At 71.8% G+C, this 19,933-nt stretch carries 19 protein-coding genes; 14 read left to right on the top strand and 5 right to left on the bottom strand.

The window, feature by feature from the left end:
• Window positions 1-127 precede the first annotated feature (127 nt).
• The gene (locus tag ACWDEW_RS00310; protein WP_450508126.1) at window positions 128-1,372 is read right to left on the bottom strand and encodes an FAD-binding protein; all 1,245 of its coding nucleotides are present in this window, start codon (window positions 1,370-1,372) and stop codon (window positions 128-130) included.
• A gap of 148 nt (window positions 1,373-1,520) precedes the next feature.
• Here ACWDEW_RS00310 and ACWDEW_RS00315 point away from each other — a divergent pair, with 148 nt between their 5' ends.
• The 9 genes from ACWDEW_RS00315 (at window position 1,521) to ACWDEW_RS00355 (ending at window position 10,250) form a co-directional block, all read left to right on the top strand.
• Window positions 1,521-2,180: a pyridoxamine 5'-phosphate oxidase family protein gene (locus ACWDEW_RS00315; protein WP_450508127.1), complete on the top strand. Its 660-nt coding sequence runs from the start codon at window positions 1,521-1,523 to the stop codon at window positions 2,178-2,180.
• 303 nt (window positions 2,181-2,483) lie between these two features.
• Window positions 2,484-3,803 carry a radical SAM protein gene (locus ACWDEW_RS00320; protein WP_450508129.1) on the top strand — a complete coding sequence of 440 codons (1,320 nt, stop codon included), beginning with the start codon at window positions 2,484-2,486 and terminating at the stop codon, window positions 3,801-3,803.
• Window positions 3,804-4,017: 214 nt separating this feature from the next.
• A complete protein-coding gene (locus ACWDEW_RS00325; RefSeq protein ID WP_450508131.1) occupies window positions 4,018-5,514 on the top strand; it encodes a cellulose binding domain-containing protein in 1,497 nt (498 codons plus the stop codon).
• Between the two features lie 86 nt (window positions 5,515-5,600).
• Complete coding sequence (locus ACWDEW_RS00330) at window positions 5,601-6,044, top strand: MarR family winged helix-turn-helix transcriptional regulator (RefSeq protein ID WP_450508133.1); 444 nt, start codon at window positions 5,601-5,603, stop codon at window positions 6,042-6,044.
• Between the two features lie 28 nt (window positions 6,045-6,072).
• Complete coding sequence (locus ACWDEW_RS00335) at window positions 6,073-7,962, top strand: MFS transporter (RefSeq protein ID WP_450508135.1); 1,890 nt, start codon at window positions 6,073-6,075, stop codon at window positions 7,960-7,962.
• Window positions 7,953-8,075: a hypothetical protein gene (locus tag ACWDEW_RS00340; protein ID WP_450508136.1), complete on the top strand. Its 123-nt coding sequence runs from the start codon at window positions 7,953-7,955 to the stop codon at window positions 8,073-8,075. Before ACWDEW_RS00335 ends, ACWDEW_RS00340 begins: the two co-directional genes overlap by 10 nt.
• On the top strand, window positions 8,072-8,644 hold the full coding sequence (locus ACWDEW_RS00345) for a YbhB/YbcL family Raf kinase inhibitor-like protein (protein ID WP_450508138.1): 573 nt from the start codon (window positions 8,072-8,074) through the stop codon (window positions 8,642-8,644). The genes ACWDEW_RS00340 and ACWDEW_RS00345 overlap by 4 nt, the downstream gene beginning before the upstream one ends.
• A gap of 139 nt (window positions 8,645-8,783) precedes the next feature.
• Entirely contained in the window at window positions 8,784-9,770 is a 987-nt protein-coding gene (locus ACWDEW_RS00350; RefSeq protein ID WP_450508140.1) for a L,D-transpeptidase, read from the top strand.
• Between the two features lie 51 nt (window positions 9,771-9,821).
• The gene (locus ACWDEW_RS00355; protein WP_450508142.1) at window positions 9,822-10,250 is read left to right on the top strand and encodes a hydrolase; all 429 of its coding nucleotides are present in this window, start codon (window positions 9,822-9,824) and stop codon (window positions 10,248-10,250) included.
• 6 nt (window positions 10,251-10,256) lie between these two features.
• Here ACWDEW_RS00355 and ACWDEW_RS00360 read toward each other — a convergent pair whose 3' ends face one another.
• The gene (locus ACWDEW_RS00360; protein ID WP_450508144.1) at window positions 10,257-10,985 is read right to left on the bottom strand and encodes a hypothetical protein; all 729 of its coding nucleotides are present in this window, start codon (window positions 10,983-10,985) and stop codon (window positions 10,257-10,259) included.
• A 329-nt stretch (window positions 10,986-11,314) separates the two neighbouring features.
• Here ACWDEW_RS00360 and rsgA point away from each other — a divergent pair, with 329 nt between their 5' ends.
• The 3 genes from rsgA to ACWDEW_RS00375 all read left to right on the top strand — a co-directional run bounded on the left by rsgA (window position 11,315) and on the right by ACWDEW_RS00375 (window position 14,464).
• Window positions 11,315-12,439, top strand: a complete 1,125-nt coding sequence (gene rsgA, locus ACWDEW_RS00365; protein ID WP_450508146.1) for a ribosome small subunit-dependent GTPase A — start codon at window positions 11,315-11,317, stop codon at window positions 12,437-12,439.
• Window positions 12,440-12,524: 85 nt separating this feature from the next.
• Window positions 12,525-13,982: a bifunctional transcriptional activator/DNA repair enzyme AdaA gene (locus ACWDEW_RS00370; RefSeq protein WP_450508721.1), complete on the top strand. Its 1,458-nt coding sequence runs from the start codon at window positions 12,525-12,527 to the stop codon at window positions 13,980-13,982.
• The gene (locus ACWDEW_RS00375) at window positions 13,979-14,464 is read left to right on the top strand and encodes a methylated-DNA--[protein]-cysteine S-methyltransferase (RefSeq protein WP_450508148.1); all 486 of its coding nucleotides are present in this window, start codon (window positions 13,979-13,981) and stop codon (window positions 14,462-14,464) included. Before ACWDEW_RS00370 ends, ACWDEW_RS00375 begins: the two co-directional genes overlap by 4 nt.
• Here the strand turns inward: ACWDEW_RS00375 and ACWDEW_RS00380 are convergent.
• Complete coding sequence (locus ACWDEW_RS00380) at window positions 14,461-14,832, bottom strand: PPOX class F420-dependent oxidoreductase (RefSeq protein WP_359606307.1); 372 nt, start codon at window positions 14,830-14,832, stop codon at window positions 14,461-14,463. The two genes, ACWDEW_RS00375 and ACWDEW_RS00380, sit on opposite strands and share 4 nt — an antisense overlap.
• Before the next feature lie 172 nt (window positions 14,833-15,004).
• On the opposite strand from ACWDEW_RS00380, the gene ACWDEW_RS00385 reads away from it, so the two are divergent.
• Window positions 15,005-16,240, top strand: coding sequence for an SGNH/GDSL hydrolase family protein (locus tag ACWDEW_RS00385; protein WP_450508149.1), 1,236 nt, complete (start codon window positions 15,005-15,007; stop codon window positions 16,238-16,240).
• Window positions 16,241-16,259: 19 nt separating this feature from the next.
• Here the strand turns inward: ACWDEW_RS00385 and ACWDEW_RS00390 are convergent, their stop codons facing one another.
• Window positions 16,260-16,742, bottom strand: coding sequence for a DUF456 domain-containing protein (locus ACWDEW_RS00390; protein WP_450508151.1), 483 nt, complete (start codon window positions 16,740-16,742; stop codon window positions 16,260-16,262).
• 36 nt (window positions 16,743-16,778) lie between these two features.
• Window positions 16,779-17,759, bottom strand: coding sequence for a helix-turn-helix transcriptional regulator (locus tag ACWDEW_RS00395; RefSeq protein ID WP_450508153.1), 981 nt, complete (start codon window positions 17,757-17,759; stop codon window positions 16,779-16,781).
• Between the two features lie 487 nt (window positions 17,760-18,246).
• On the opposite strand from ACWDEW_RS00395, the gene ACWDEW_RS00400 reads away from it, so the two are divergent.
• Window positions 18,247-19,899 carry a protein phosphatase 2C domain-containing protein gene (locus tag ACWDEW_RS00400; protein WP_450508155.1) on the top strand — a complete coding sequence of 551 codons (1,653 nt, stop codon included), beginning with the start codon at window positions 18,247-18,249 and terminating at the stop codon, window positions 19,897-19,899.
• The last annotated feature ends 34 nt before the right edge of the window (window positions 19,900-19,933 follow it).

Below are 19,933 nucleotides of genomic sequence, written 5' to 3' on the forward strand. Positions count from 1 at the left end.
GGGCACGACGGCTCCGGCGCGCGGCAAGGCTATGGGCTGCGGGCGACGTTCGACAAGGGGTTAGGAAAGGGGCTATACAAAGTCGCTGCCCGCCCGGTCGCGGTCGGTCGTCCGATCGGTCGCGCGGTCAGTCGCCGAAGACGTCCCGGACGAAGGCGTTGGTGAATTTGCTCTCCGGATCGAGGCCCTGAACCAGGGCCCTGAATTCGCCGAGCCGCGGATAGCGTCCGCGCAGCACCTGCGCCGGGGTGGTGAACACCTTCCCCCAGTGCGGTCGCGCGTCGAAGGCGTCCAGCGCCTCCTCCAGCCGCCGCACCACCGGGAGCACCGCCGCCGTGTCCTCGATCCAGGTGAAGTGCAGCGCCACCGTGTCCCGCCCGTACGAGGGGCTCAGCCACTGTGCGTCGGCGGCGACCGTCCGCACTTCGCAGATCTGCAGTACACCGGCGACCGTCTCCCGGATCCCGTCGACCGCATACAGTGCGTCGAGTGCGGTCGACCGCGGCAGCAGATACTCCGACTGCAGCTCCGCCCCACTGCTCGGAGTGAACTCCGCCCGGAAGTGCGGCAGTCGCTCGTGCCACGGCCCCGGCACCCCGAGCTGCTCGGTGGTGTTGACCGCGGGCATCCCCGGTACCGGGTGCAGCGCCTCCGTCGCGGGCGCGGCCCACGGGAAGTCGACCGGTGCCTGATCGGTGCGCCGCTTCAGCCACACCTGCCGGAAGCCCGGCTCCCGCCAGTCGGTGAACAGACTCACGCTGTACGCCGAGGCCGCCACCGTCTCGAAGTCCAGCCCGGCGAGGGGGAGTTCGGTGAAGACGTGCTGCTCGACCTCGAAAGCCGGCTCCAGGTCGAGGGTGAGGGAGGTGACGACTCCGAGCGCGCCCAGCGAGGTCACGGCACCGTCGAAGCGGTCGTCGCCGCGTGCGATCGTCACCGTCGCGCCGTCCGCCGTGACGATCTCGACCTCGCGGACGGCCGCCGCGAGCGAGCCGTTGCGGACGCCCGAGCCATGGGTGCCGGTGGCCACCGAACCGGCCACCGAAATGTGCGGCAGCGACGCCATGTTGGGCAGCGCGAGCCCGTGCCCGGCCACCCGGCGGGCCAGCTCCGCGTACCGGACGCCGCCCGACACCCGTACCGTCCGGGCGGTCGTGTCCACGTCGAACTCGGGTGGCAGTGCGGCGATCGACAGCAGGGTGCCGTCAGGGCCCGGCTCGGCGATCTCGTTGAAGGAGTGGCCGCTGCCCAGCACCCGGACCCGCGCGCTCTCGGCCACCAGGGTCCTGAGCGCGTCGAGTGTGTGCGGGCGGTGGAGTTCCTTCGCCGCGTAGGTGATGTTGCCGGCCCAGTTGGTGACCGTCTCCGTCATGCCTGCCGTCCCTCCGCGAGCGTGCGTTTCCCCCGACCCTCTCACCCTGGCGGCGACTGGTGCGGATTTCGTTGTCTTGGGATGGCGTGGGTTACCTTATGGGCAAATCCATCGCTGTTTGCCTACGGTATCGGTAGTGTCCGGCGATATGAGCGACCGCCTGCCTGAAACCGACCTCACCCGCCACCGCCGGCTCCGCGAGCAGGGCAGCCTCGACCGCGCAGACCTGGACGCGATCCTGGACGCCGGGTTCGTCTGCCACCTCGGGGTCGTGATCGAAGGGCGGCCGGTCGTGGTCCCCACGGTGTACGGGAGGGACGGGCGGCGGCTGTATCTGCACGGCTCCGTCGCGAGTCGCAGCCTCGCGGGCGGAAGCCCCGTGTGCGTCACCGTCACGCACGTCGACGGGCTGGTGCTGGCCAGGTCCGTCTTCGAGCACGGGGTGAACTACCGCAGCGCGATGATCCACGGCGTGCCCCGCAAGGTCACCGACCCGGACGAGAAACTGGCCGGCCTGCGCCGCCTCACCGAACACGCGACGCCGGGGCAGTGGTCGTACGCCAGGCAGCCGAACCGCAGGGAACTCGCCGCCACCACGCTGCTCGTCCTCGCACTGGACGAGGCCTCCGTCAAGATCCGCACCGGTGGGCCCGACGACGGGGACGGGCCAGACGTGGAGCTGGGCCTGTGGGCCGGGACGCTCCCGCTGACCTCGACCTGGGGCGCGCCCGTGCCGGACCCCGCCCTGCCGCCGGGCATCCCGGCACCGGACCACATCGCGCGCCGCGAGGGAACGGGGCAGGGGTGACCCGGCAGGCATCTCCAACCCGCCCGTGGTGCTCAGCGGCCCGACTTGCCCCCCATCCCGTCCATCCCCGTGCCCTTAGGGGCGCGGGGCCCTGACATGTGCGGCTCCGCGCCCGCGGGGCGCGCCCGGCCACAACGCACCCGTACTCCGCAGACATCCCGAGCCCCTACCCCCGGCCCGTCCGCCGCGCCGCGACCGACCCGCACCACACCACGCCCCCCGCTCCCACCACCGAATCGCGGGGGGCATACCGTGAGGAGTCGTACGTCCGAGTAGGGCGCACGCGCTGGGAGGAGATACGGGATGGGCAGCCGCACCGCACTGGTCGAGGATCTGATGGAGCGCTTTCCGCATGTGCCGCGGGAAGCCGTCTTCAAGGAGGACCTGCTGCGCGGAGGAGTCGCCTTCGACCCGTCCGCGCTGAGCGACAACGAGGACGGCGAGGTCAAGCCGAAGTCGTACTTCATCTTCTCCTTCGACCACGGCACCCTGCCGGAGCTGGGCGAGGCCGCGCTCAGGCGCCCGCCCGAGGAGATCATCCTCACCGGCGGCCCGTACGACCTGAGGCGGACCGTCGTCTCCGTGCGGGTGAACCCGACGTCGCCGTACCGGGTTGCCTCGGACGAGGACGGTGTGCTCGGGCTCTACCTCGACGGCAAGCGGATCGCGGACGTCGGTGTGCCGCCGATGCCCGAGTACTACAAGCACAAGCTCGCCAACGGGAAGTCCGTCATGGAGGTGGCCCCGACGATCCAGTGGGGCTACCTGATCTACCTGACCGTCTTCCGGGTCTGCCAGTACTTCGGCGCCAAGGAGGAGTGCCAGTACTGCGACATCAACCACAACTGGCGCCAGCACAAGGCCGCCGGTCGACCGTACACCGGGGTCAAGGACGTCGAGGAGGTCCTCGAAGCCCTGGAGATCATCGACCGCTACGACACCGCGAAGGTGTCGACCGCGTACACCCTCACCGGCGGCGCGATCACCAAGACGGTCGCCGGGCGCGACGAGGCCGACTTCTACGGCCACTACGCCAAGGCCATCGAGGAGCGCTTCCCGGGCCGCTGGATCGGCAAGGTCGTGGCGCAGGCGCTGCCGAAGGACGACGTGCAGCGCTTCAAGGACTACGGCGTGCAGATCTACCACCCCAACTACGAGGTGTGGGACGAGTATCTGTTCAAGCTGCACTGCCCGGGCAAGGAGCGCTACGTCGGCCGCGACGAGTGGCACAAGCGCATCCTCGACTCGGCGGACATCTTCGGCGCGCGCAACGTGATCCCCAACTTCGTGGCCGGCGTGGAGATGGCGGAGCCCTTCGGCTTCAAGACGGTCGACGAGGCGATCGCCTCCACCACCGAGGGCCTGCGCTTCTTCATGTCGCACGGCATCACGCCCCGCTTCACCACCTGGTGCCCCGAACCGACCACCCCGCTCGGCAAGGCCAACCCGCAGGGCGCGCCGCTGGAGTACCACATCCGGCTGCTGGAGGCCTATCGCGCCACGATGGAGGACTTCGGCCTCAAGTCCCCGCCCGGATACGGCGAACCGGGCCCCGGCCGCGCCGTCTTCTCCGTCAGCTCCTTCATGGACAGCCTCCCCGCCGAGGAGCCCGCGCCTTTGTAAGGTAACGGTGTGGACAACTCCTGCGACCGGTGAGACGGGAGGGGTTCGGACACGTACAACTGAACAGAGGCGACTGACGGTTACCGTAATTGAATACCCGGCTTGTCAGTTGTGTGGGACGCGTGAAAGGCTCTGGCCCTGTCACGAGGCAGCCCCCCTCCAACTTGCTTACTGTCAGAGCTAGTTGGCCGTCATTCGTGGATGCAGGAGACCCATGCCCGACCTGCCGACTCCTCAGGACGCCGCTGAGGCCGCGCTGTTCACCGAGTGCTGGGACGCCGTGCTGTCCTACGCCGACCTGTGCACGTCCGGCGCCGACTCGGCCACCGAGCTGGCGAGCGAGGCCTTCGCGCTCGGTATACAGGAGGCCCGTTCCGCCGGGTCCGGTCCGATGCGCGGCCCGACCCGCCGGGTCCTGCCGGTGATACCGCTGCTGCTGACCGCCGTACGGACCACGGCCGCGGAGTGGGAGTTCGCCGGGCGGGGGCACCGGCTCGACCCCGATCTGCGGTTGTGGCTCAACTCGGAGAAGGCGGCCCGCTTCCACGGCATGCCCCTGCAGCGCCCGATCGCCCTGCGCGGGCTGCGGGATCTGCAGGAGCCGGACGCGGCACTGCTGTGGCTGGCCGAGGTCGAGGCGCTGCCGCTGACCGTCGTGGCCCGCCGCCTCGGCCTCGACCCGGCCATCGTCTCCGGTGAACTCGCCCAGGTGCGCGGCCTGTTCAGGGACCGTTGCCACCGCAATCACCTCGACTCGCCGATGGCCGCGGAGTGCCGCAGCTATGCCCGGCTGCTGGACGCGGTCACCCGCTCGCCGTCCGCCGACACCCCCGAGGATCTCTCCCGCCACCTCGCCACCTGCGTGCAGTGCGCGGAGGCGGCCGCCTGTCTGCGACTGCAGGGCGGCGGACTGCCGTCGGCCCTCGCGAGCGGGGTGATCGGCTGGGGCGGCCTCGCCTATCTGGAGCGCCGCCGCCGGGCCTCCGAGGTACGGCTCGGTGCCGGGCGCCCCGTGGCCGAACTGGAGGCCGGGGAACCGAAGGAGGGCGCGAGCAAGGCGCGTCTGGTGCGCAACGGACTGCTCGTCGCCGCCGTTCTCCTCTCGTTCGTGGCGCTCGGGGTGTCGATGATGCCGATGGGCGGCTCCGGGCGCGAGAACACCGCCAGCGACGACGCCGACACCCACCCGGTGATCGACCCCGGTTCCACCGTGACCTCCGTCGGCACGCACCCGTCGACCACGCCGTCCGTGTCGGGCCGGCCGACGGCCAGCGGCAGCACGGCGTCGGCCGCGCCCAGCGACAAGAACCCCGACACCGAACCCCAGGGCACCGCCTCGGCCACCGCGAGCGACGACCCCGCGCCGACCACCGGCGCGCCGGCGCAGCCGCCCGCCTCGGCGAGCTGCGACGTCACCTACGACCTGGTCGGCCAGTGGAACGACGGTTTCCAGGCCACGGTCACCGTCACCACCACCAAGGCCCTCGACAACTGGCGGGTCGCCTGGTCCTACCGCGACGGCCAGCAGGTCACGCAGATGTGGGACGCGAGCGTCGCCCAGGACGGCTCCCGGGTCACCGCCACCGCCGCCGACTACAACAAGAACGTCGCCGCGAACGGCAGCCTGACCTTCGGCTTCCTCGGCACCTGGAACAACAGCAAGAACTCCGCACCGTCCGGCTTCACGCTCAACGGGGCGGCCTGCGACTAGTTCTGACGGTTAGTCAGATAGACCGTGCGGCCGGCTGCCGTGGCGCCGCAATGTACTAAGGCAGGTTGATAAACTAGCCTTAGTATGTGAACGACGAAGACCTGGACCCCGAAGCGGTCGCCTCGGCCCTGATGACGAGTATCGGCGTGCTGCTGCGGCGGGTGCGCCAACTGCCGGTCGAGGGCGGGCTCACGATGCCTGAGCGGGCCGCCCTGGCGCAGCTGGACCGCAGCGGCCCCACCACCTCCTCGGCGCTGGCCCGGGACGCGCAGATCACCGCGCAGGCCATGGGGGCGACGCTGGGCGCGCTGCGGACCCAGGGCCTGATCGAGCGCCGCCCGGACCCGGAGGACGGCCGGCGCGTGGTGCTGACGGTGACCGACGCGGGCCGGCAGGCGCTGCGCGACAAGCGCAACGCGCGCGCCGAACTCCTCGCCCGAGCCCTGACCGGCGGCACCTTCACCCCGGCGGAGCTGAAGCAACTCGCCGCAGCCGCACCGCTGTTGGAGCGACTGGCCCAGAACATCTGACGCCGACGGTGCCGGAGGAAGCGACCACATGACGAAACCTCCCAGGACACACACTCCGCGTCGGACGGCCGCCGGGGACCGCTACAAGTGGACGGCGCTGACCAACACCACCGCCGCCGTCTTCATGGCCGCGCTAGACGGCTCCATCGTGCTGATCGCCCTGCCCGCCATCTTTCGTGGCGTGCACCTGGACCCCCTCGCGCCCGGCAACATCGCGTATCTGCTGTGGATGATCATGGGCTACCGGCTGGTCCAGGCTGTCCTGGTGGTCACGGTCGGCCGGCTGGGCGACATGTACGGCCGGGTCCGGATCTACAACGCCGGGTTCGCGGTCTTCACCTTCGCCTCCGTCCTGCTCTCCTTCGACCCCTTCGACGGCGGCCACGGAGCGATGTGGCTGATCGCCTGGCGCGTGCTCCAGGCCGTCGGCGGCTCGATGCTGACCGCGAACTCGGCCGCGATCCTGACCGACGCCTTCCCCGAGGAACAGCGCGGCTTCGCCCTCGGCATCAACCAGGTCGCGGCCCTGGGCGGCATGTTCATCGGCCTCGTAGCCGGCGGTCTGCTGTCGGCCTGGGACTGGCGGGCGGTGTTCTGGGTGAACGTCCCCGTCGGCGTGTTCTTCACGGTGTGGGCCTACCGCACCCTCCGCGAGACCGCCGGGCGCGACGGCGGCCGTATCGACTGGTGGGGCAACCTCACCTTCGGCGTGGGCCTCAGCGCCACCCTGATCGCCGTCACCTTCGGCCTCCAGCCCTACGGCGGCCACACCATGGGCTGGACCAACCCGCTGGCCGACGCGCTGATCGCCGGGGGACTGCTCCTGCTGGCGGCCTTCGTCGTCATCGAGAAACGCGTCTCCGCGCCGATGATCCAGCTCGGCCTGTTCCGCCAACGGGCCTTCACCTTCGGCAACTTGGCGGGCCTGGCCATCTCGATCGGCCGCGGCGGGATGCAGTTCGTGCTGATCATCTGGCTGCAGGGCATCTGGCTCCCGCTGCACGGCTACGACTACGCCGACACACCCCTGTGGGCCGGCATCTTCATGCTGCCGCTGACCGCAGGGTTCCTCGTGGCCGGACCCGTCTCCGGCTACCTCTCCGACCGGCTCGGCTCACGCGGTCTGGCAACCGGCGGCGCGCTGCTGTTCGGCGCGAGCTTCCTGGGCCTGATGTGCCTGCCGATCGACTTCGGATACGGGATCTTCGCGGTGCTGATCACCGTCAACGGGATCGCCAGCGGGATGTTCGCCTCTCCCAACTCCTCCTCGATCATGGGCAGTGTGCCCGCGAGCCTGCGCGGTGTCGCCTCCGGAATGCGCGCCACCTTCCAGAACTCCGGCACCGCCGTCTCCATCGGCGTCTTCTTCTCCCTCATGATCGCCGGACTGGCCCGAAGCCTCCCGCACACGCTCACCGCGGGCCTGGAACAGCAGGGCGTACCGGCCCACATCGCCACCCGGGTCGGCGAACTGCCCCCGGTCTCCTCCCTGTTCGCCGCCCAGCTCGGCGTCAACCCGGTCCAGCACCTGCTCCGGCCCAGCGGCGCCCTGACCCACCTCACCGCCGCACAGCAACACGCCCTCACCGGAAGCGAGTTCTTCCCGACCCTGATATCCGGGCCCTTCCACTCCGGCCTGGTCGTCGTGTTCGCCTTCGGCGCCACCCTCGCGCTCCTCGCGGCGATCGCGTCGCTGCTGCGCGGCGCGAACCCGGCCACGCCCAAGACCCCGGGACCGCGAACGTCCACCACCGAGTCTCCGGCGCCGCGGACATCCGTCACCAAGCCCCCGGCGCCGCGGACATCCGTGACCAAGACCCCAGCACCGCGGACATCCCCAACCGCGACGCCCTCGCCCACCCGCCCGGACAGTCCGGCGACCGGGACAACCACAGGAGAGACACCGCCATGCCACTGACGACGACCGACTCCATGCCCGCTCGCCGGCCCAGCGCCGCGCGCGTCTTCCCCGATCTCGGCGAGACCGCGACCGCCGCGGCGGCCGTAGGAAAGACGGAGGCGTGCCGATGAGCCTGCTCGGCCGACTTCTCAGCAACCGCAGAGCGGGGGAGACCCACACCGCGTGGAACCTGCCCCACCTGCGGGGCCCCGAACTCCTGACCCTCACCAGTCAGGACTTCGCCGACGGCGCCACCATGCCGCTGAACAACTGCGCGAAACACATCGGCGGCGCCGACCGGTCACCCCACCTGGCCTGGACCCCGCCCCCACCCGGCACCGCCCAGCTCCTCCTGGTCGTGGAGGACGTCGACGTCCCCCTGGCCAAGCCGGCCGTGCACTGCCTCGCCCTGATCGACCCGACGGCCGGACACCTGGACCCCGGCGCCCTGTCCGCGCGCCACCCCGGCCCCGGGGTGCGGGTCCTGCGCTCCACCGTCGGACGCGGCTACCACGGCCCCGCCCCCATCAAGGGCCACGGCCCGCACCACTATGTCTTCCAGCTGTACGCCCTCCCGACCACCGTGGACAGCACGCCCGGAGCCACGCCGGTGGACCGGGTACGCCCCCGTGCCCTGCTGCCCGCCGTCCCCGCTCCCGTCCTGGGCCGTGCCCGCCTCACCGGCGTCTTCGAACGCTGACTTCGGTACGGCGAACCCGCATACACAGCGAATCTTGGGACACGTTTTACGTGGCACACGAAACTGAGGCCCCCGGTTTATCCGTCTGACATGGAGTCGGGTCCGTGAGGGCCGAAGCAACGAGAGAGTGGGGCACGTCGTGGGACGGCGCAAGGGCAGCATAGGGATCGCACTGGTCACAGGTGTGGTGCTGGTGGGTGCGAGTGCCTGCGGCGGGGGTGGCAGCGCCAAGGCGGGCGGGGACGACGCGAAGGCGTCGGACAAGCCCAGCGCGAGTGCCTCGCCGTCGCCGACGAAGCCCGCGGGCCCGCCGATGCTGCTGGACACGATCACGCCGCAGACCGGCACCACGGTCGGCGTGGCCATGCCGATCTCGGTGATCTTCACCAACCCGGTGGCGTCCAAGGCGCGCGCCACGGTCGAGAAGCACATGAAGGTGAGCGCCTCGCAGTCGGTGGTCGGCGCCTGGCACTGGATGGGCGACAGGCGCGCCGACTGGCGCCCGAAGACGTACTGGCCCTCCGGCACGACGGTGAAGATCGACGCCGACATGACGGGCGTCAGCAACGGCAACGGCCGCTACGGCGTGCACAATTACACCCACACCTTCAAGATCGGCGACGACGTGCGCGCCGATGTCTCGGTCACCAACCACACCATGAAGGTGACCAAGAACGGCGCGACGGTGCGCACCCTGTCGATCAACGCGGGCAGCGCCCAGTACCCGACGTGGGACGGCACGATGGCCGTCATCGACAAGCAGAAGAAGGTCCACATGACCTCCTGCAGCGTCGGCATCAGCTGCGACAAGGGCAGCCCCAACTACTACGACCTCACCCTGCCCTGGGACATCCACCTCACCCAGTCCGGCACCTACGTCCACTACTCGACCGGCGACCCCAACCCGGGCACCGGCAGCGCCCGCGGCTCCCACGGCTGCGTCCACCTCTCCCTCTCCGACGCCGAATGGTTCTACGGCCAGGTCAAGCAGGGCGACCCCATCACCATCACCGGCTCCCCCCGGGGCAAGGCCCCGGCGGACAACGGCTACGCGGACTTCAACCTGGACTGGAGCCAGTGGCTGGCGGGCAGCGGCTCCGGTGAGGGGACCACCGCGACGCTGTGACGGGGGCGCGGGCCACGGGCCCCCGCGATCCCACTCCTCCAGGACGGGTTCATGGATCAGGTGCTCCGGCGACTGCCGGCCACGTTCTGGACCGTCCCGTACGTGGGCTCCCGTTTTCCGGGGGCCCACGCGGTGACCGATCGTCCGGACCTCGCGTTGGGCGCGAACTGCCAGCTGTTCGCCTTCGAGGTGCTTCGGCACTTCGATCTGGCTCCGCCCGCTCTGCGGTCGAGTGAGCTGTGGGCCGACACGCGGGCCACGGTCCGCGTGCCGGTTGCCCGGCCGCTCGATCTGCTGCTGTTCAACGCGTCCGACGACGCCTACGGCGCCCACGTGGGGGTCTGCGTGGACGAGGGACGAGTACTGCACCTGTGCGCAGAGGCAGGACGCCCGGCCGTCTGGGAGCGGGCGGACTTCGCGGCACGGGAGCGCTACCGGGTCCTGGTCGGCATCAAACGTGTGATCGCGGGACCTCGGTGATCCGCGCTATGTGCGGACGCTCCTGTCCTGCTGTGCCGCTTGGCTCAGGAGGACGGAGTGGGGGCCGGGGACATCCACCCGGGTCCGCTCCCACAGGGAGTTCGCGACGAAGTGCAGGCAGTTGACGGTCACGACGGCCGGAGCGATGATCGCGACCGCCCGAGGGAACATCGGCTGGAGCGACAGGGCCAGGATGACGGCCGTCACTCCGTTCCGCCGGCCGAGGGCCAGCGAGATCCGGTCCACCCGGTCCAGCTTCCGGGCCAGCACCGAACCGACGACGATCTGGGCACCGTAGGCCGCCGCGCCCAGCACCAGACCGTGGACGAGGTCGATGCCGTCGACCAGAAGCAGTCCCAGCGTGAAGGCCGCGGCCACGTAGGCGCCGCGTGTGATGGTGCCGAGGTGGCGCCGGAGCGCCGCAGGACGGAAGAACAGCCCGACGACGGCCGTACCGAGCATCAGCGTGCATCCGGCGGCCACCACGACGAGGACGAGCAGCAGGAGTACGGCGACGATCCGCGCCGCACGGGACCACTGTGACGGGTTCCCGCCCCACCTGCGGCGCAGCAGCAGCCACACCGCCGCGGCGCCGGCCGCCGGCGCGGCGTTCCAGCCCAACTGGGCGGCGTAGTCCGTCAGATCGGCGCCCGAGGTGGCCGCCATGCCCTCTCCCGCGGGGGTGCCGTGCAGGGCGCGCAGGGCGATGGGCGCGGTGTAGGCGGTGAGCGGCACCGTGACGGGGTCGTCGAAGGAGGCCCTGCGGGGACCAAGGAAGACGCGATCCGCACGGACCGTTCCCTGTCCGCTGTCGGTGCGCCGTAATTCGGTGGCTCGGCGGCCGGAAGTCTTCTAGGGTCCGTCGTGTTCGAGCGGCTGTCCCCGGGGCGCCGCAGCCGGCTTGGCTCGTGTTGTGGGAGGTGTGACCGATGGCTGTCTCTGCGATGGGCGTTGCCCGCATCCGGAAGTTCATCAAGTCCACTCCCGTGGCCGCCGGCTGACCACTCCTTACTTTCCGCGCCTGTGTGCGCGGTGCCGGGGCCACCCTTGTGAAGGGTCACCCCTTGTCTTTCTCCTCTCTCCCGGGTTCGTTCTCGTCGTCACCCTCTTCCGTGCATCCGTTGCAGCCGTACGGCTGGGACGCGGGCTGGGAGGCCGAGTTCGCCCCGTTCGCCGGACAGGGTCTGCTGCCCGGCCGTGTTGTGCGGGTCGATCGTGGCCTGTGCGATGTCGTCACGTCGGCCGGTGTCGTCCGTGCCGACACGGAGTTCGTCGTTCCCCGTGACCCGATGAAGGTCGTGTGCACGGGGGACTGGGCCGCCGTCGACCCCGCGGGCGGCGACCCGCGCTATGTGCGGACGTTGCTGCCCCGTCGCACCGCTTTCGTGCGGTCCACCTCCTCCAAGCGGTCCGAGGGGCAGATCCTCGCGGCCAATGTCGACCATGCGATCGTCGCCGTGCCGCTGACCGGGGACCTCGACCTCGGTCGTATCGAACGGTTCCTCGCGCTCGCCTGGGAGTCCGGTGCCCAGCCCCTCGTCGTGCTGACCAAGGCCGACCTCGTGCCGGACGCGGTGACGTTGTCGTATCTCGTCCAGGACGTGGAGACGACGGCGCCGGGTGTGCCGGTGCTGAGTGTCAGTGCCACGACGGGTGCGGGGATCGACGTGCTCGCCGCGGTCGTCGCCGGTGGTACGTCCGTGCTGCTCGGGCAGTCCGGTGCGGGCAAGTCGACGCTCGCGAACGCGTTGCTCGGCGAGGACGTGATGGACGTCCGAGCGACGCGTGACGTGGACGGCAAGGGCCGTCATACGACCACCACCCGCAACCTCCTCGTACTGCCCGGCGGTGGTGTCCTGATCGACACGCCGGGGCTGCGCGGGGTCGGACTGTGGGACGCGGGGACCGGGGTCGGACAGGTGTTCGCCGAGATCGAGGAACTGGCGGGGCGGTGCCGTTTCCAGGACTGCGCCCACATCGCGGAACCGGGGTGCGCGGTGCTCGCCGCCGTCGAGTCGGGCGAGCTGCCCGTTCGCCGGCTCGACAGCTACCGCAAGCTCATGCGCGAGAACCAGTGGATCGTCGCCAAGACCGACGCCCGGCTCAGGACTGAACTGCGCCGCGACTGGAAGCGGAAGGGGGCGGAGGGGAAGGCGGCCATGGAGGCGAAGCGCGGGCGCTGGGCCTAGCCCCGGTCCACTCCGGCGCCACGTCAACGCCGCGTCCGATTTCCGCCAGCCCCGCCCCCGGGGATGGCGGAGACTGGACGGCGTGATGGACGAAGACAGCAGGTACGAGGCCGTACGGAGCCGGGACGCCCGGTTCGACGGCGAGTTCTTCTTCGGCGTCGCGACCACCGGGATCTACTGCCGGCCCAGTTGTCCGGCCGTGACGCCGAAGCGGCGCAACGTGCGGTTCTTCATGACGGCCGCCGCCGCGCAGGGCTCGGGGTTCCGGGCCTGTCGGCGGTGCCGTCCGGACGCCGTGCCGGGGTCGGCCGAGTGGAACGTGCGCGCCGATGTCGTGGGCCGCGCCATGCGGCTGATCGGTGACGGAGTGGTGGACCGCGAGGGCGTCGCCGGGCTCGCCGTACGGCTCGGATACAGCGCACGGCAGGTCCAGCGGCAGCTCACCGCCGAACTCGGCGCCGGGCCCGTCGCCCTCGCCCGGGCCCAGCGGGCGCACACCGCGCGGGTTCTCGTGCAGACCACCGATCTGCCGATCACGGAGATCGCGTTCGCGTCCGGGTTCGCCAGCGTGCGCCAGTTCAACGACACGATCCGCGCCGTGTACGCCTCGACCCCCAGCGAACTGCGCACCAACGCGCCCCAGCCACCGGCCAAGTCACCGGCCAAGTCACCGGCAGGAGAGCCGGACAGCGTGCCTGTCGACGGGGGCGGCCCCGCATCCGAACCGTCCGCCGGAATCCCGCTGCGGCTCGCGCACCGGGGCCCGTACCAGTCCGCCGCCGTCTTCGACCTGCTGCAACGCGAGGCCGTCCCCGGCATCGAGGAAGTCACCGGCAGCCCGGGCCACCGCACCTACCGCCGCACCCTCCGCCTCCCCTACGGCACCGGAATCGTCGCCGTCGACGAACGCCCCGGCACCCTCAAGGGCCGCCTCCACAACGGCGGTTGGCTCGACGCCCGCCTCCACCTCACCGACCATCGCGACCTGACCACCGCCGTACAGCGGCTGCGGCGCCTCTTCGACCTCGACGCCGACCCGTACGCCGTCGACGAGCGGCTCGGCGCCGATCCCCGGCTCGGCCCACTGGTCGCCGCCCGGCCCGGCCTGCGTTCACCGGGCGCCGCCGATCCGGAGGAACTGGCCGTACGGGCGTTGGTGGGGCGGGCCGAGTCCGAGCGGCTGGTGCGGCGCCACGGCAGGACGCTGGACGCCCCGTCCGGCACCCTCACCCACCTCTTCCCCGAACCGTCCGTGCTGGCCGACGCCCTGCCCGGAGATCCCCTGGCCGGTCTCGTCACCGCCCTCGCCGACGGCACCGTACGCCTCGACGTCGGCGCCGACCGCGACGACGCTCAGGCCGCCCTGCTCGCGCTGCCCGGTATGGACGCGGCCACGGTCGCCGTCATCCGCGCCCGCGCCCTCGGTGACCCCGACGTGGCACCGCCCGGCACCGACATCCCGGACGCCTGGCGCCCCTGGCGTTCCTACGCCGTACAACACCTGCAACACCTGTGCACAGCAGGGGAGTTGGAGTCCCGATGACCATCCACTGGACGAGTTTCGAGAGCCCTCTGGGGCAGTTGCTCCTCACCGCCGACGACAGCGGTGCCCTCACCTCGCTCTCCGTCCCCGGCCAGAAGGGCGGCCGTACCGTCCAGCCGGAGTGGCGGCGGGACCCCGGGCCCTTCCGCAGCGCCGGCGAGCAGCTCGCCGCCTACTTCGCCGGTGAACTCAAGGAATTCCAGCTGGAGTTCCACACCTCCGGCACGGAGTTCCGGGAGCGGGTGTGGAGCGCCCTCGACTCCGTTCCGTACGGTGCGACGACGACGTACGGCGAGATCGCCGCGCGGATCGGCGCGTCCCGGGTCGCCGTGCGGGCCGTGGGCGGGGCGATCGGTGCCAACCCGCTCCTGGTCGTCCGCCCCTGTCACCGGGTGATCGGCGCCGACGGATCACTGACGGGCTATGCGGGCGGCCTCGACCGGAAGGTGCACCTGCTGACCTTGGAGCATGTGGTGGACTAGTCGGCCTCCAGGCCCCAGCTGTGGATCCGCCGAGGATGAATCCGGATCACCTCCTCGCTCATGTGCGGCCCCAACTCGTGTGGGCCGACGAGGAGTTCGGCCTCGCCGCGGATGTCGATGCCGCGGACCCGCCACGGGCTGACGCTGACGATGTCGTCCACGACCAGCGCGACCTTCGGGTTCGCCCGCAGGTTGCGCCACTTCTTCGTCGTCCCCATCGCATAACCGCCGACCAGGATCGTCCCGTCGTCCTGCGGGAAGAAGCCGACGGGGTTCGCCTGCGGCTGCCCCTGGGGGTCGACGGTGGCCAGTCGCCCCAGCCGCTGCGACTTGAGGTACGCGCGCTCGGCCTCGGTGAATTCGGTCATGACCGCAGCCAAACACGCCTGCCCGCCCACCGCATCGGCTTCGGGGACCAGGACTTCCGTCCTACTCCGGACAGGCGGATACGGCCGCGGCGACCGGTGATGCTCCGCCGTCCGCCCCGTTCCGCGTGCCACGGTCGCCTCCTCGTGGTCGGCGGGGAGAGGCGGAGCGCTCATGGTCGGGGCCGGACGGATCGGTGTGGCACTGCTGGCAGTGGTGCTGGGGGCGGGAGTCGGGCAGGGCACGGCGGCGGCCGGTGCCCCGGCGCGCGAGCCCCTCGACATCTGGACCGGCAGCTGGGAGGCCGCCCCCTCCGGCACCACCACGGCCCATCCCGGTGCCTCCTTCCGCAACGTCGTGCATCTCAGCGTCGGCGGCGACGCCGTCCGCGTCCGGCTCACCAACCGGCTCGGCACCGCGCCCCTCCGCCTCGACACGGTGACCGTCGCCCTGCGCGGGACCGGTCCAGACGCGGTGCCCGGCTCGATGCGCACCGCGACCTTCGGTGGTGCCCGCGCGGTCACGATCCCGGCGGGCGCGGACCTGGTCACCGACGCCGTCCCGCTCGCCGTACCCGACGAGGCGGACCTGCTCGTCACGGTCCACACGCCCGACGACTCCGGCCCGGCGACCTACCACCGCGCCGCCGGACAGACCAACTACCGCACCCCGACCGGCAATTGGGCGGCCGACAGCGACGGCGCGGCCTACACGACGACCACCACCTCCTGGTACTACGTCACCGGCGTCGACGTCCTCGACGCCCCGGCGGCCGGCAGTGTCGTGGCCTTCGGCGACTCCCTCACCGACGGCAACGGCTCCACCCGCGACGCCAACCACCGCTGGCCCGACCGGCTCGCCGAGCGCCTCGCCGAACTGCCGTCGTACCGCCGCCTCGGCGTCCTCAACGCCGGGATCTCCGGCAACCGCCTGCTGCGCGACGACACCGGGCCGAGCGCCCTGGCCCGCCTCGACGCGGACGCCCTGTCGCGGTCGGGGGTGCGGGTACTGATCGTCATGGAGGGCATCAACGACATCAAGGGCACCCCGAACGCCACCGACCCCGACGCCTTCGAGAGCGCCTACCGCACCCTCGTGACCCGCGCCCACGCCCACGGCATCCGCGTCATCGGCGCGACCCTCACGCCGTACGGCGGCAACAGCGCGTACACGCCGGCCCGGGACGGCGTACGGCAGGCGGTCAACGCCTTCGTCCGGGCCGGGGCCGGCGGGCTCTTCGACGCGGTCGTCGACTTCGACGCCGCCGTCCGCGACCCGGAGCAGCCGCAGCGGATCCGGCCCGCCTACGACTCCGGCGACCACCTGCACTTCAACGACGCCGGCATGCGCGCACTCGCCGACACGGTCGACCTCACCACGCTGGCCCCACTGACCCCGTGGACCCCGTAGACCCCGTAGATCTCAGGGGTCAGCCCCAGATCGTGGCGCCCAACCACGCGCCCGCGATCAGCAGGCACGTGAACAGTTCCGTCAGCACGCTGGAGCCGCCCGAGCGCATCGCCGTACGCAGGGAGGCCATGGCCTCGGCGTGCCGGCCCAGCCGCATGCGCTCGTGGACGTAGACGCCGGCCATGAAGCCGGGGATCGCGCCGAGCACGGGCAGCAACAGGAAGCCCAGCAACGCGCCGGTGCCCGCGTACACGGCCGTCCGGGGGGTCGCGCCGCTCGCCCGGAGGCGGCGGGGCGGCAGCCACCAGCGCACCACCTGGGAGAGGAGGAGCGCGGCCGTGGCGCCCACGAGAACACCCCAGGAGACCGGCTGCGGATCCTTCAGCGCCCACCACAGAACCGCGGCCCACACCAGCCACGACCCCGGAACTCCGGGCACCAGGACTCCGCACAGGCCGAGCAGGATGACGACGCCGACCAGCAGGAGTTCAGCCACTCCCATCTGCCCAGCCTGCGGGATCCCGGGGGAAAACGCAGGTCAGTAACGGGTCACCCAGCCCCGTTCGTAGGCGTGCCAGCCCAGTTGCAGCCGGGTCGTCACCCCGGTCAGCTCCATCAGCCGCTTCACCCGGCGCTGGACCGTCCTGAGGCCCAGATCGAGCTGTTTCGCCACGCTCGCGTCGGTCAGCCCGGCCAGCAGCAGGGACAGCACCTCCAGGTCGGTGCCGTCTGGGCCGTCCGGCTCCTGCTCGGTGGCCCCGGACTCGCCAAGGCGCAGCGGGTGCGCGTCCCGCCAGACCGACTCGAAGAGCCCGCAGAGCAGTTCCAGCAGGCCGCTCGCGTGTACGACCAGCGCGGCGGGTTCGGCGCTGTGCGAGGTGAGCGGCACCAGCGCGAGGCTCCGGTCGGCGACCACCAGTTTGGTCGGCACTCTGTCCACGACTCGCACCTGCTCGTCGCGGCCGAGGGCGGCGGCCAGTTCGGTGCGGCCGTCCGGCAGGTCCAGCACCGCGCGTTCGATGACGACCCGGTAGCGGACCCCGCGTCCGGCGGCCTGCTCCTCCGCGTCGTTCTCCATGCCGGTGACGGCGACCGGATTCCCGGTGACCAGCGCGCACACCTCGTCGCTCGCGCCGAGCTGGAGCTGCAGGAAGCGCCGGGTGACGGCCGCGGCCCCCGTCACCACCTCCACCAGATCGTGTACGGCGGTCTCGGCGGCGGCCGCCCGGTACTCCTCGGCGAGCAGCGCGGCGGCCAGCTCGGCCTTCTCCAGTTCATGGCGCTGCTGGGTGAGCAGGGCACCCAGGGCCACCCCGGGCGGGGCCGCGACCCAGCGGCCCGGGCGGGCCGTCGACTGGGCGGCGAGTCCGTGCAGTTCCAGGCGGCGCAGGGCGCGCTCGGTGTCGTACTCCCCGATGGTCAGCCGGCGCGCGAGATCGGGCACGTCCGCGGCGCCGACGGACACCAGCGCCCGGTACGCCGACTCGTGCGCCTCGTCCAGGCCTATCGCTCCCAGCATCAGGCTGCGCCCCTCCCCGAAGACCCGTCGCGTGCGCCGTGGCGGAAATCGGCCACGGCGCGAACCCGCCTCCGCACATCATCGCCGTACCACCCGTCACTCTGCCAAGGTTGCGCCACCGAGGCACCAACAGCCGCCCATAACACCTGGATTGGGCTTGTTCGGCCTGCGGATTCGCGCCCGGAGTAAGTCATAGGGGAGTCGGGCGCGCATCACAGCGGCCCTTCAGGAAGGCAAGTCACACTCAGGCGCGGACGGCTGGATCCGCGACGGGATTCGGTCACTCGGTCGTCGCCGGGCGGTTCTCCCGTGGGGGGTGGAACCGTCCGGCGGCTCTGTGCCATGCCGTATCTCCTTGATTTCCCTGATCTCCTTGTGGCGTACGGGCGTTCGGTATGTCATCCGACACGCCGTTCGAGGAGGGGCGTGCACCGGATTTTCCTGACGCCCCGTTTTCATCCGGCCCGCGCGGTGGACAATTAGGGGCATGAGCCAGCAGGGGGGAAAGCCGCCCGGTCACGAGGACGACTGGTGGGGCCAGCTGTACGACGACTCCACCGACGACACGGGGCCGACGGCCGCGGCCGACTCCCTGGAGGACCGGTTCGCTTCGGCGGCCGGAACCGTGGGCGAGGGTGCGCGTCAGGTACAGGGGACTGCGGACGAGGGTGTGCGTTCAGTGCCAGGAGCCGTGGACGAGGGCGCGAGCCCGGTGTCGCGGGCTGCGGGCGAGGATGCGTGGCCGGCACCCGGGCCCGTGGGCGAGAGCGCGCGGCCGGCGCCCGGCACGGGGGTTCCGGCACCGCGTGCCGGTGCCACCGGTGCCACTGGCTCCCTCCGGGGCGGTACGGCGGACACCGAGGCGCCGGGCCACCGCCCGGCCCCGGCCCCGGCCCCGGCCCCGGCCACGCGCGACGACAGCTCACCCTCTCCGGCCGGGCGCGGCGTCGGCACGGCCCCGCCCTTCGGCGCAGCGCCGTTCCCGCCGCCACCGCCACCGGTCAGCCCCGCACCGGTCGGCCCCGTACCGCCCACCCCGGAGTCCCTCCGCGGGGACGCACCTCCCGCCGCGCCCGCCTACCCGCCGCCCCCGGCCGCCCTCACCGGGCCGCCCCCCAATCTCCCTGCCCTCGCACCACCACCCCCTCCGCCGCCCACACCCCCGCCCGCCTCCCTCACCCTCGACTACGTGGGCTCGGGGCCTCCCACCTACGACGCCGAGCCCACCGCCCTGCCGCCCGCCGACCCGGACGAGCTCGACGACCTGGTCGCGGACACCGTGCTGGACGGGGCGCGGTACGGGAGCAGCACGCTGCGGGCCGCTTCCGTGCGCGGGGACTCCGCGCGGTTCCGGGGCGAGCCGCGCCGGGACTCGCTGCTGACCGCGCGGTTCGGGGTCGGGGACCAGGCCCTGGTGCTGGTCGCGATGGCGACCGGGGCCCGGGCCACACCGGGGGCGCACCGGGCCGCCGCCGAGGCCTGTCACTGGATCGGACGGGCCGTCGGACGCAGTCACGCGCGGCTCGCCGAGGACATCCGGGCCGCCCGGCGCGGTGATCTCAAGTCGGGCCTGCACCGGCTCACCGACCGCAGTCTCGGCAAACTCCGCGCCAGCGCCGCCGAGCAGGGCATCGACCCGGACGAGTACGCGGCCACCCTGCGCTGTCTCCTCCTCCCCGCCCACCCGGAGTGCCGTACCCGCGTCTTCTTCGGCGTCGGCCCCGGCGGTCTGTTCCGGCTGCGGGACGGCGAGTGGCAGGACATCGAGCCCAGCGTCGGAGACCTGACCGGCGAGGCCGTCGTCGGCTTCGGCTCGCAGCCCGCCGAGACCCCCGAGGGCGACCGGCTCACCATGGACCTCGGCATCCCGACCCCGCCGAGCCCGTACGAACCCGCCCCCGAACCGCCCCGCGAACCCTTCCGCTTCCGTGCCTCGGTCGCCCGCCCCGGCGACACGCTTCTCATGTGCACGGGCGGCCTCGCCGAACCGCTGCGCGGCGAGCCCGAGCTGTCCGCCCATCTGGCGGGCCGGTGGTCCGCCGCCACCCCGCCCGGTCTGGCCGCGTTCCTCGCCGACACCCAAGTGCGGGTCAAGGGTTATGCCGACGACCGCACGGCCGCCGCTGTTTGGGAGGCGTGAGCGCCCGGGCTGTGAATTCATGGAACCCAGAGGG

It is taken from the genome of Streptomyces sp. NPDC001100 (assembly GCF_053598575.1).

Excerpts from the sequence above, each read along its gene's own strand:
- ACWDEW_RS00345 (WP_450508138.1), top strand. The coding sequence starts at position 8,072 with ATGAGCCTGCTCGGCCGACTTCTCAGCAACCGCAGAGCGGGGGAGACC.
- ACWDEW_RS00400 (WP_450508155.1), top strand. The coding sequence starts at position 18,247 with ATGAGCCAGCAGGGGGGAAAGCCGCCCGGTCACGAGGACGACTGGTGG.
- ACWDEW_RS00355 (WP_450508142.1), top strand. The coding sequence starts at position 9,822 with ATGGATCAGGTGCTCCGGCGACTGCCGGCCACGTTCTGGACCGTCCCG.
- ACWDEW_RS00325 (WP_450508131.1), top strand. The coding sequence starts at position 4,018 with ATGCCCGACCTGCCGACTCCTCAGGACGCCGCTGAGGCCGCGCTGTTC.
- ACWDEW_RS00340 (WP_450508136.1), top strand. The coding sequence starts at position 7,953 with ATGCCACTGACGACGACCGACTCCATGCCCGCTCGCCGGCCCAGCGCC.
- ACWDEW_RS00375 (WP_450508148.1), top strand. The coding sequence starts at position 13,979 with ATGACCATCCACTGGACGAGTTTCGAGAGCCCTCTGGGGCAGTTGCTC.
- ACWDEW_RS00335 (WP_450508135.1), top strand. The coding sequence starts at position 6,073 with ATGACGAAACCTCCCAGGACACACACTCCGCGTCGGACGGCCGCCGGG.
- ACWDEW_RS00395 (WP_450508153.1), bottom strand. The coding sequence starts at position 17,759 with ATGCTGGGAGCGATAGGCCTGGACGAGGCGCACGAGTCGGCGTACCGG.
- ACWDEW_RS00315 (WP_450508127.1), top strand. The coding sequence starts at position 1,521 with ATGAGCGACCGCCTGCCTGAAACCGACCTCACCCGCCACCGCCGGCTC.
- ACWDEW_RS00390 (WP_450508151.1), bottom strand. The coding sequence starts at position 16,742 with ATGGGAGTGGCTGAACTCCTGCTGGTCGGCGTCGTCATCCTGCTCGGC.
- ACWDEW_RS00310 (WP_450508126.1), bottom strand. The coding sequence starts at position 1,372 with ATGACGGAGACGGTCACCAACTGGGCCGGCAACATCACCTACGCGGCG.
- ACWDEW_RS00370 (WP_450508721.1), top strand. The coding sequence starts at position 12,525 with ATGGACGAAGACAGCAGGTACGAGGCCGTACGGAGCCGGGACGCCCGG.
- ACWDEW_RS00385 (WP_450508149.1), top strand. The coding sequence starts at position 15,005 with ATGGTCGGGGCCGGACGGATCGGTGTGGCACTGCTGGCAGTGGTGCTG.
- ACWDEW_RS00380 (WP_359606307.1), bottom strand. The coding sequence starts at position 14,832 with ATGACCGAATTCACCGAGGCCGAGCGCGCGTACCTCAAGTCGCAGCGG.
- ACWDEW_RS00320 (WP_450508129.1), top strand. The coding sequence starts at position 2,484 with ATGGGCAGCCGCACCGCACTGGTCGAGGATCTGATGGAGCGCTTTCCG.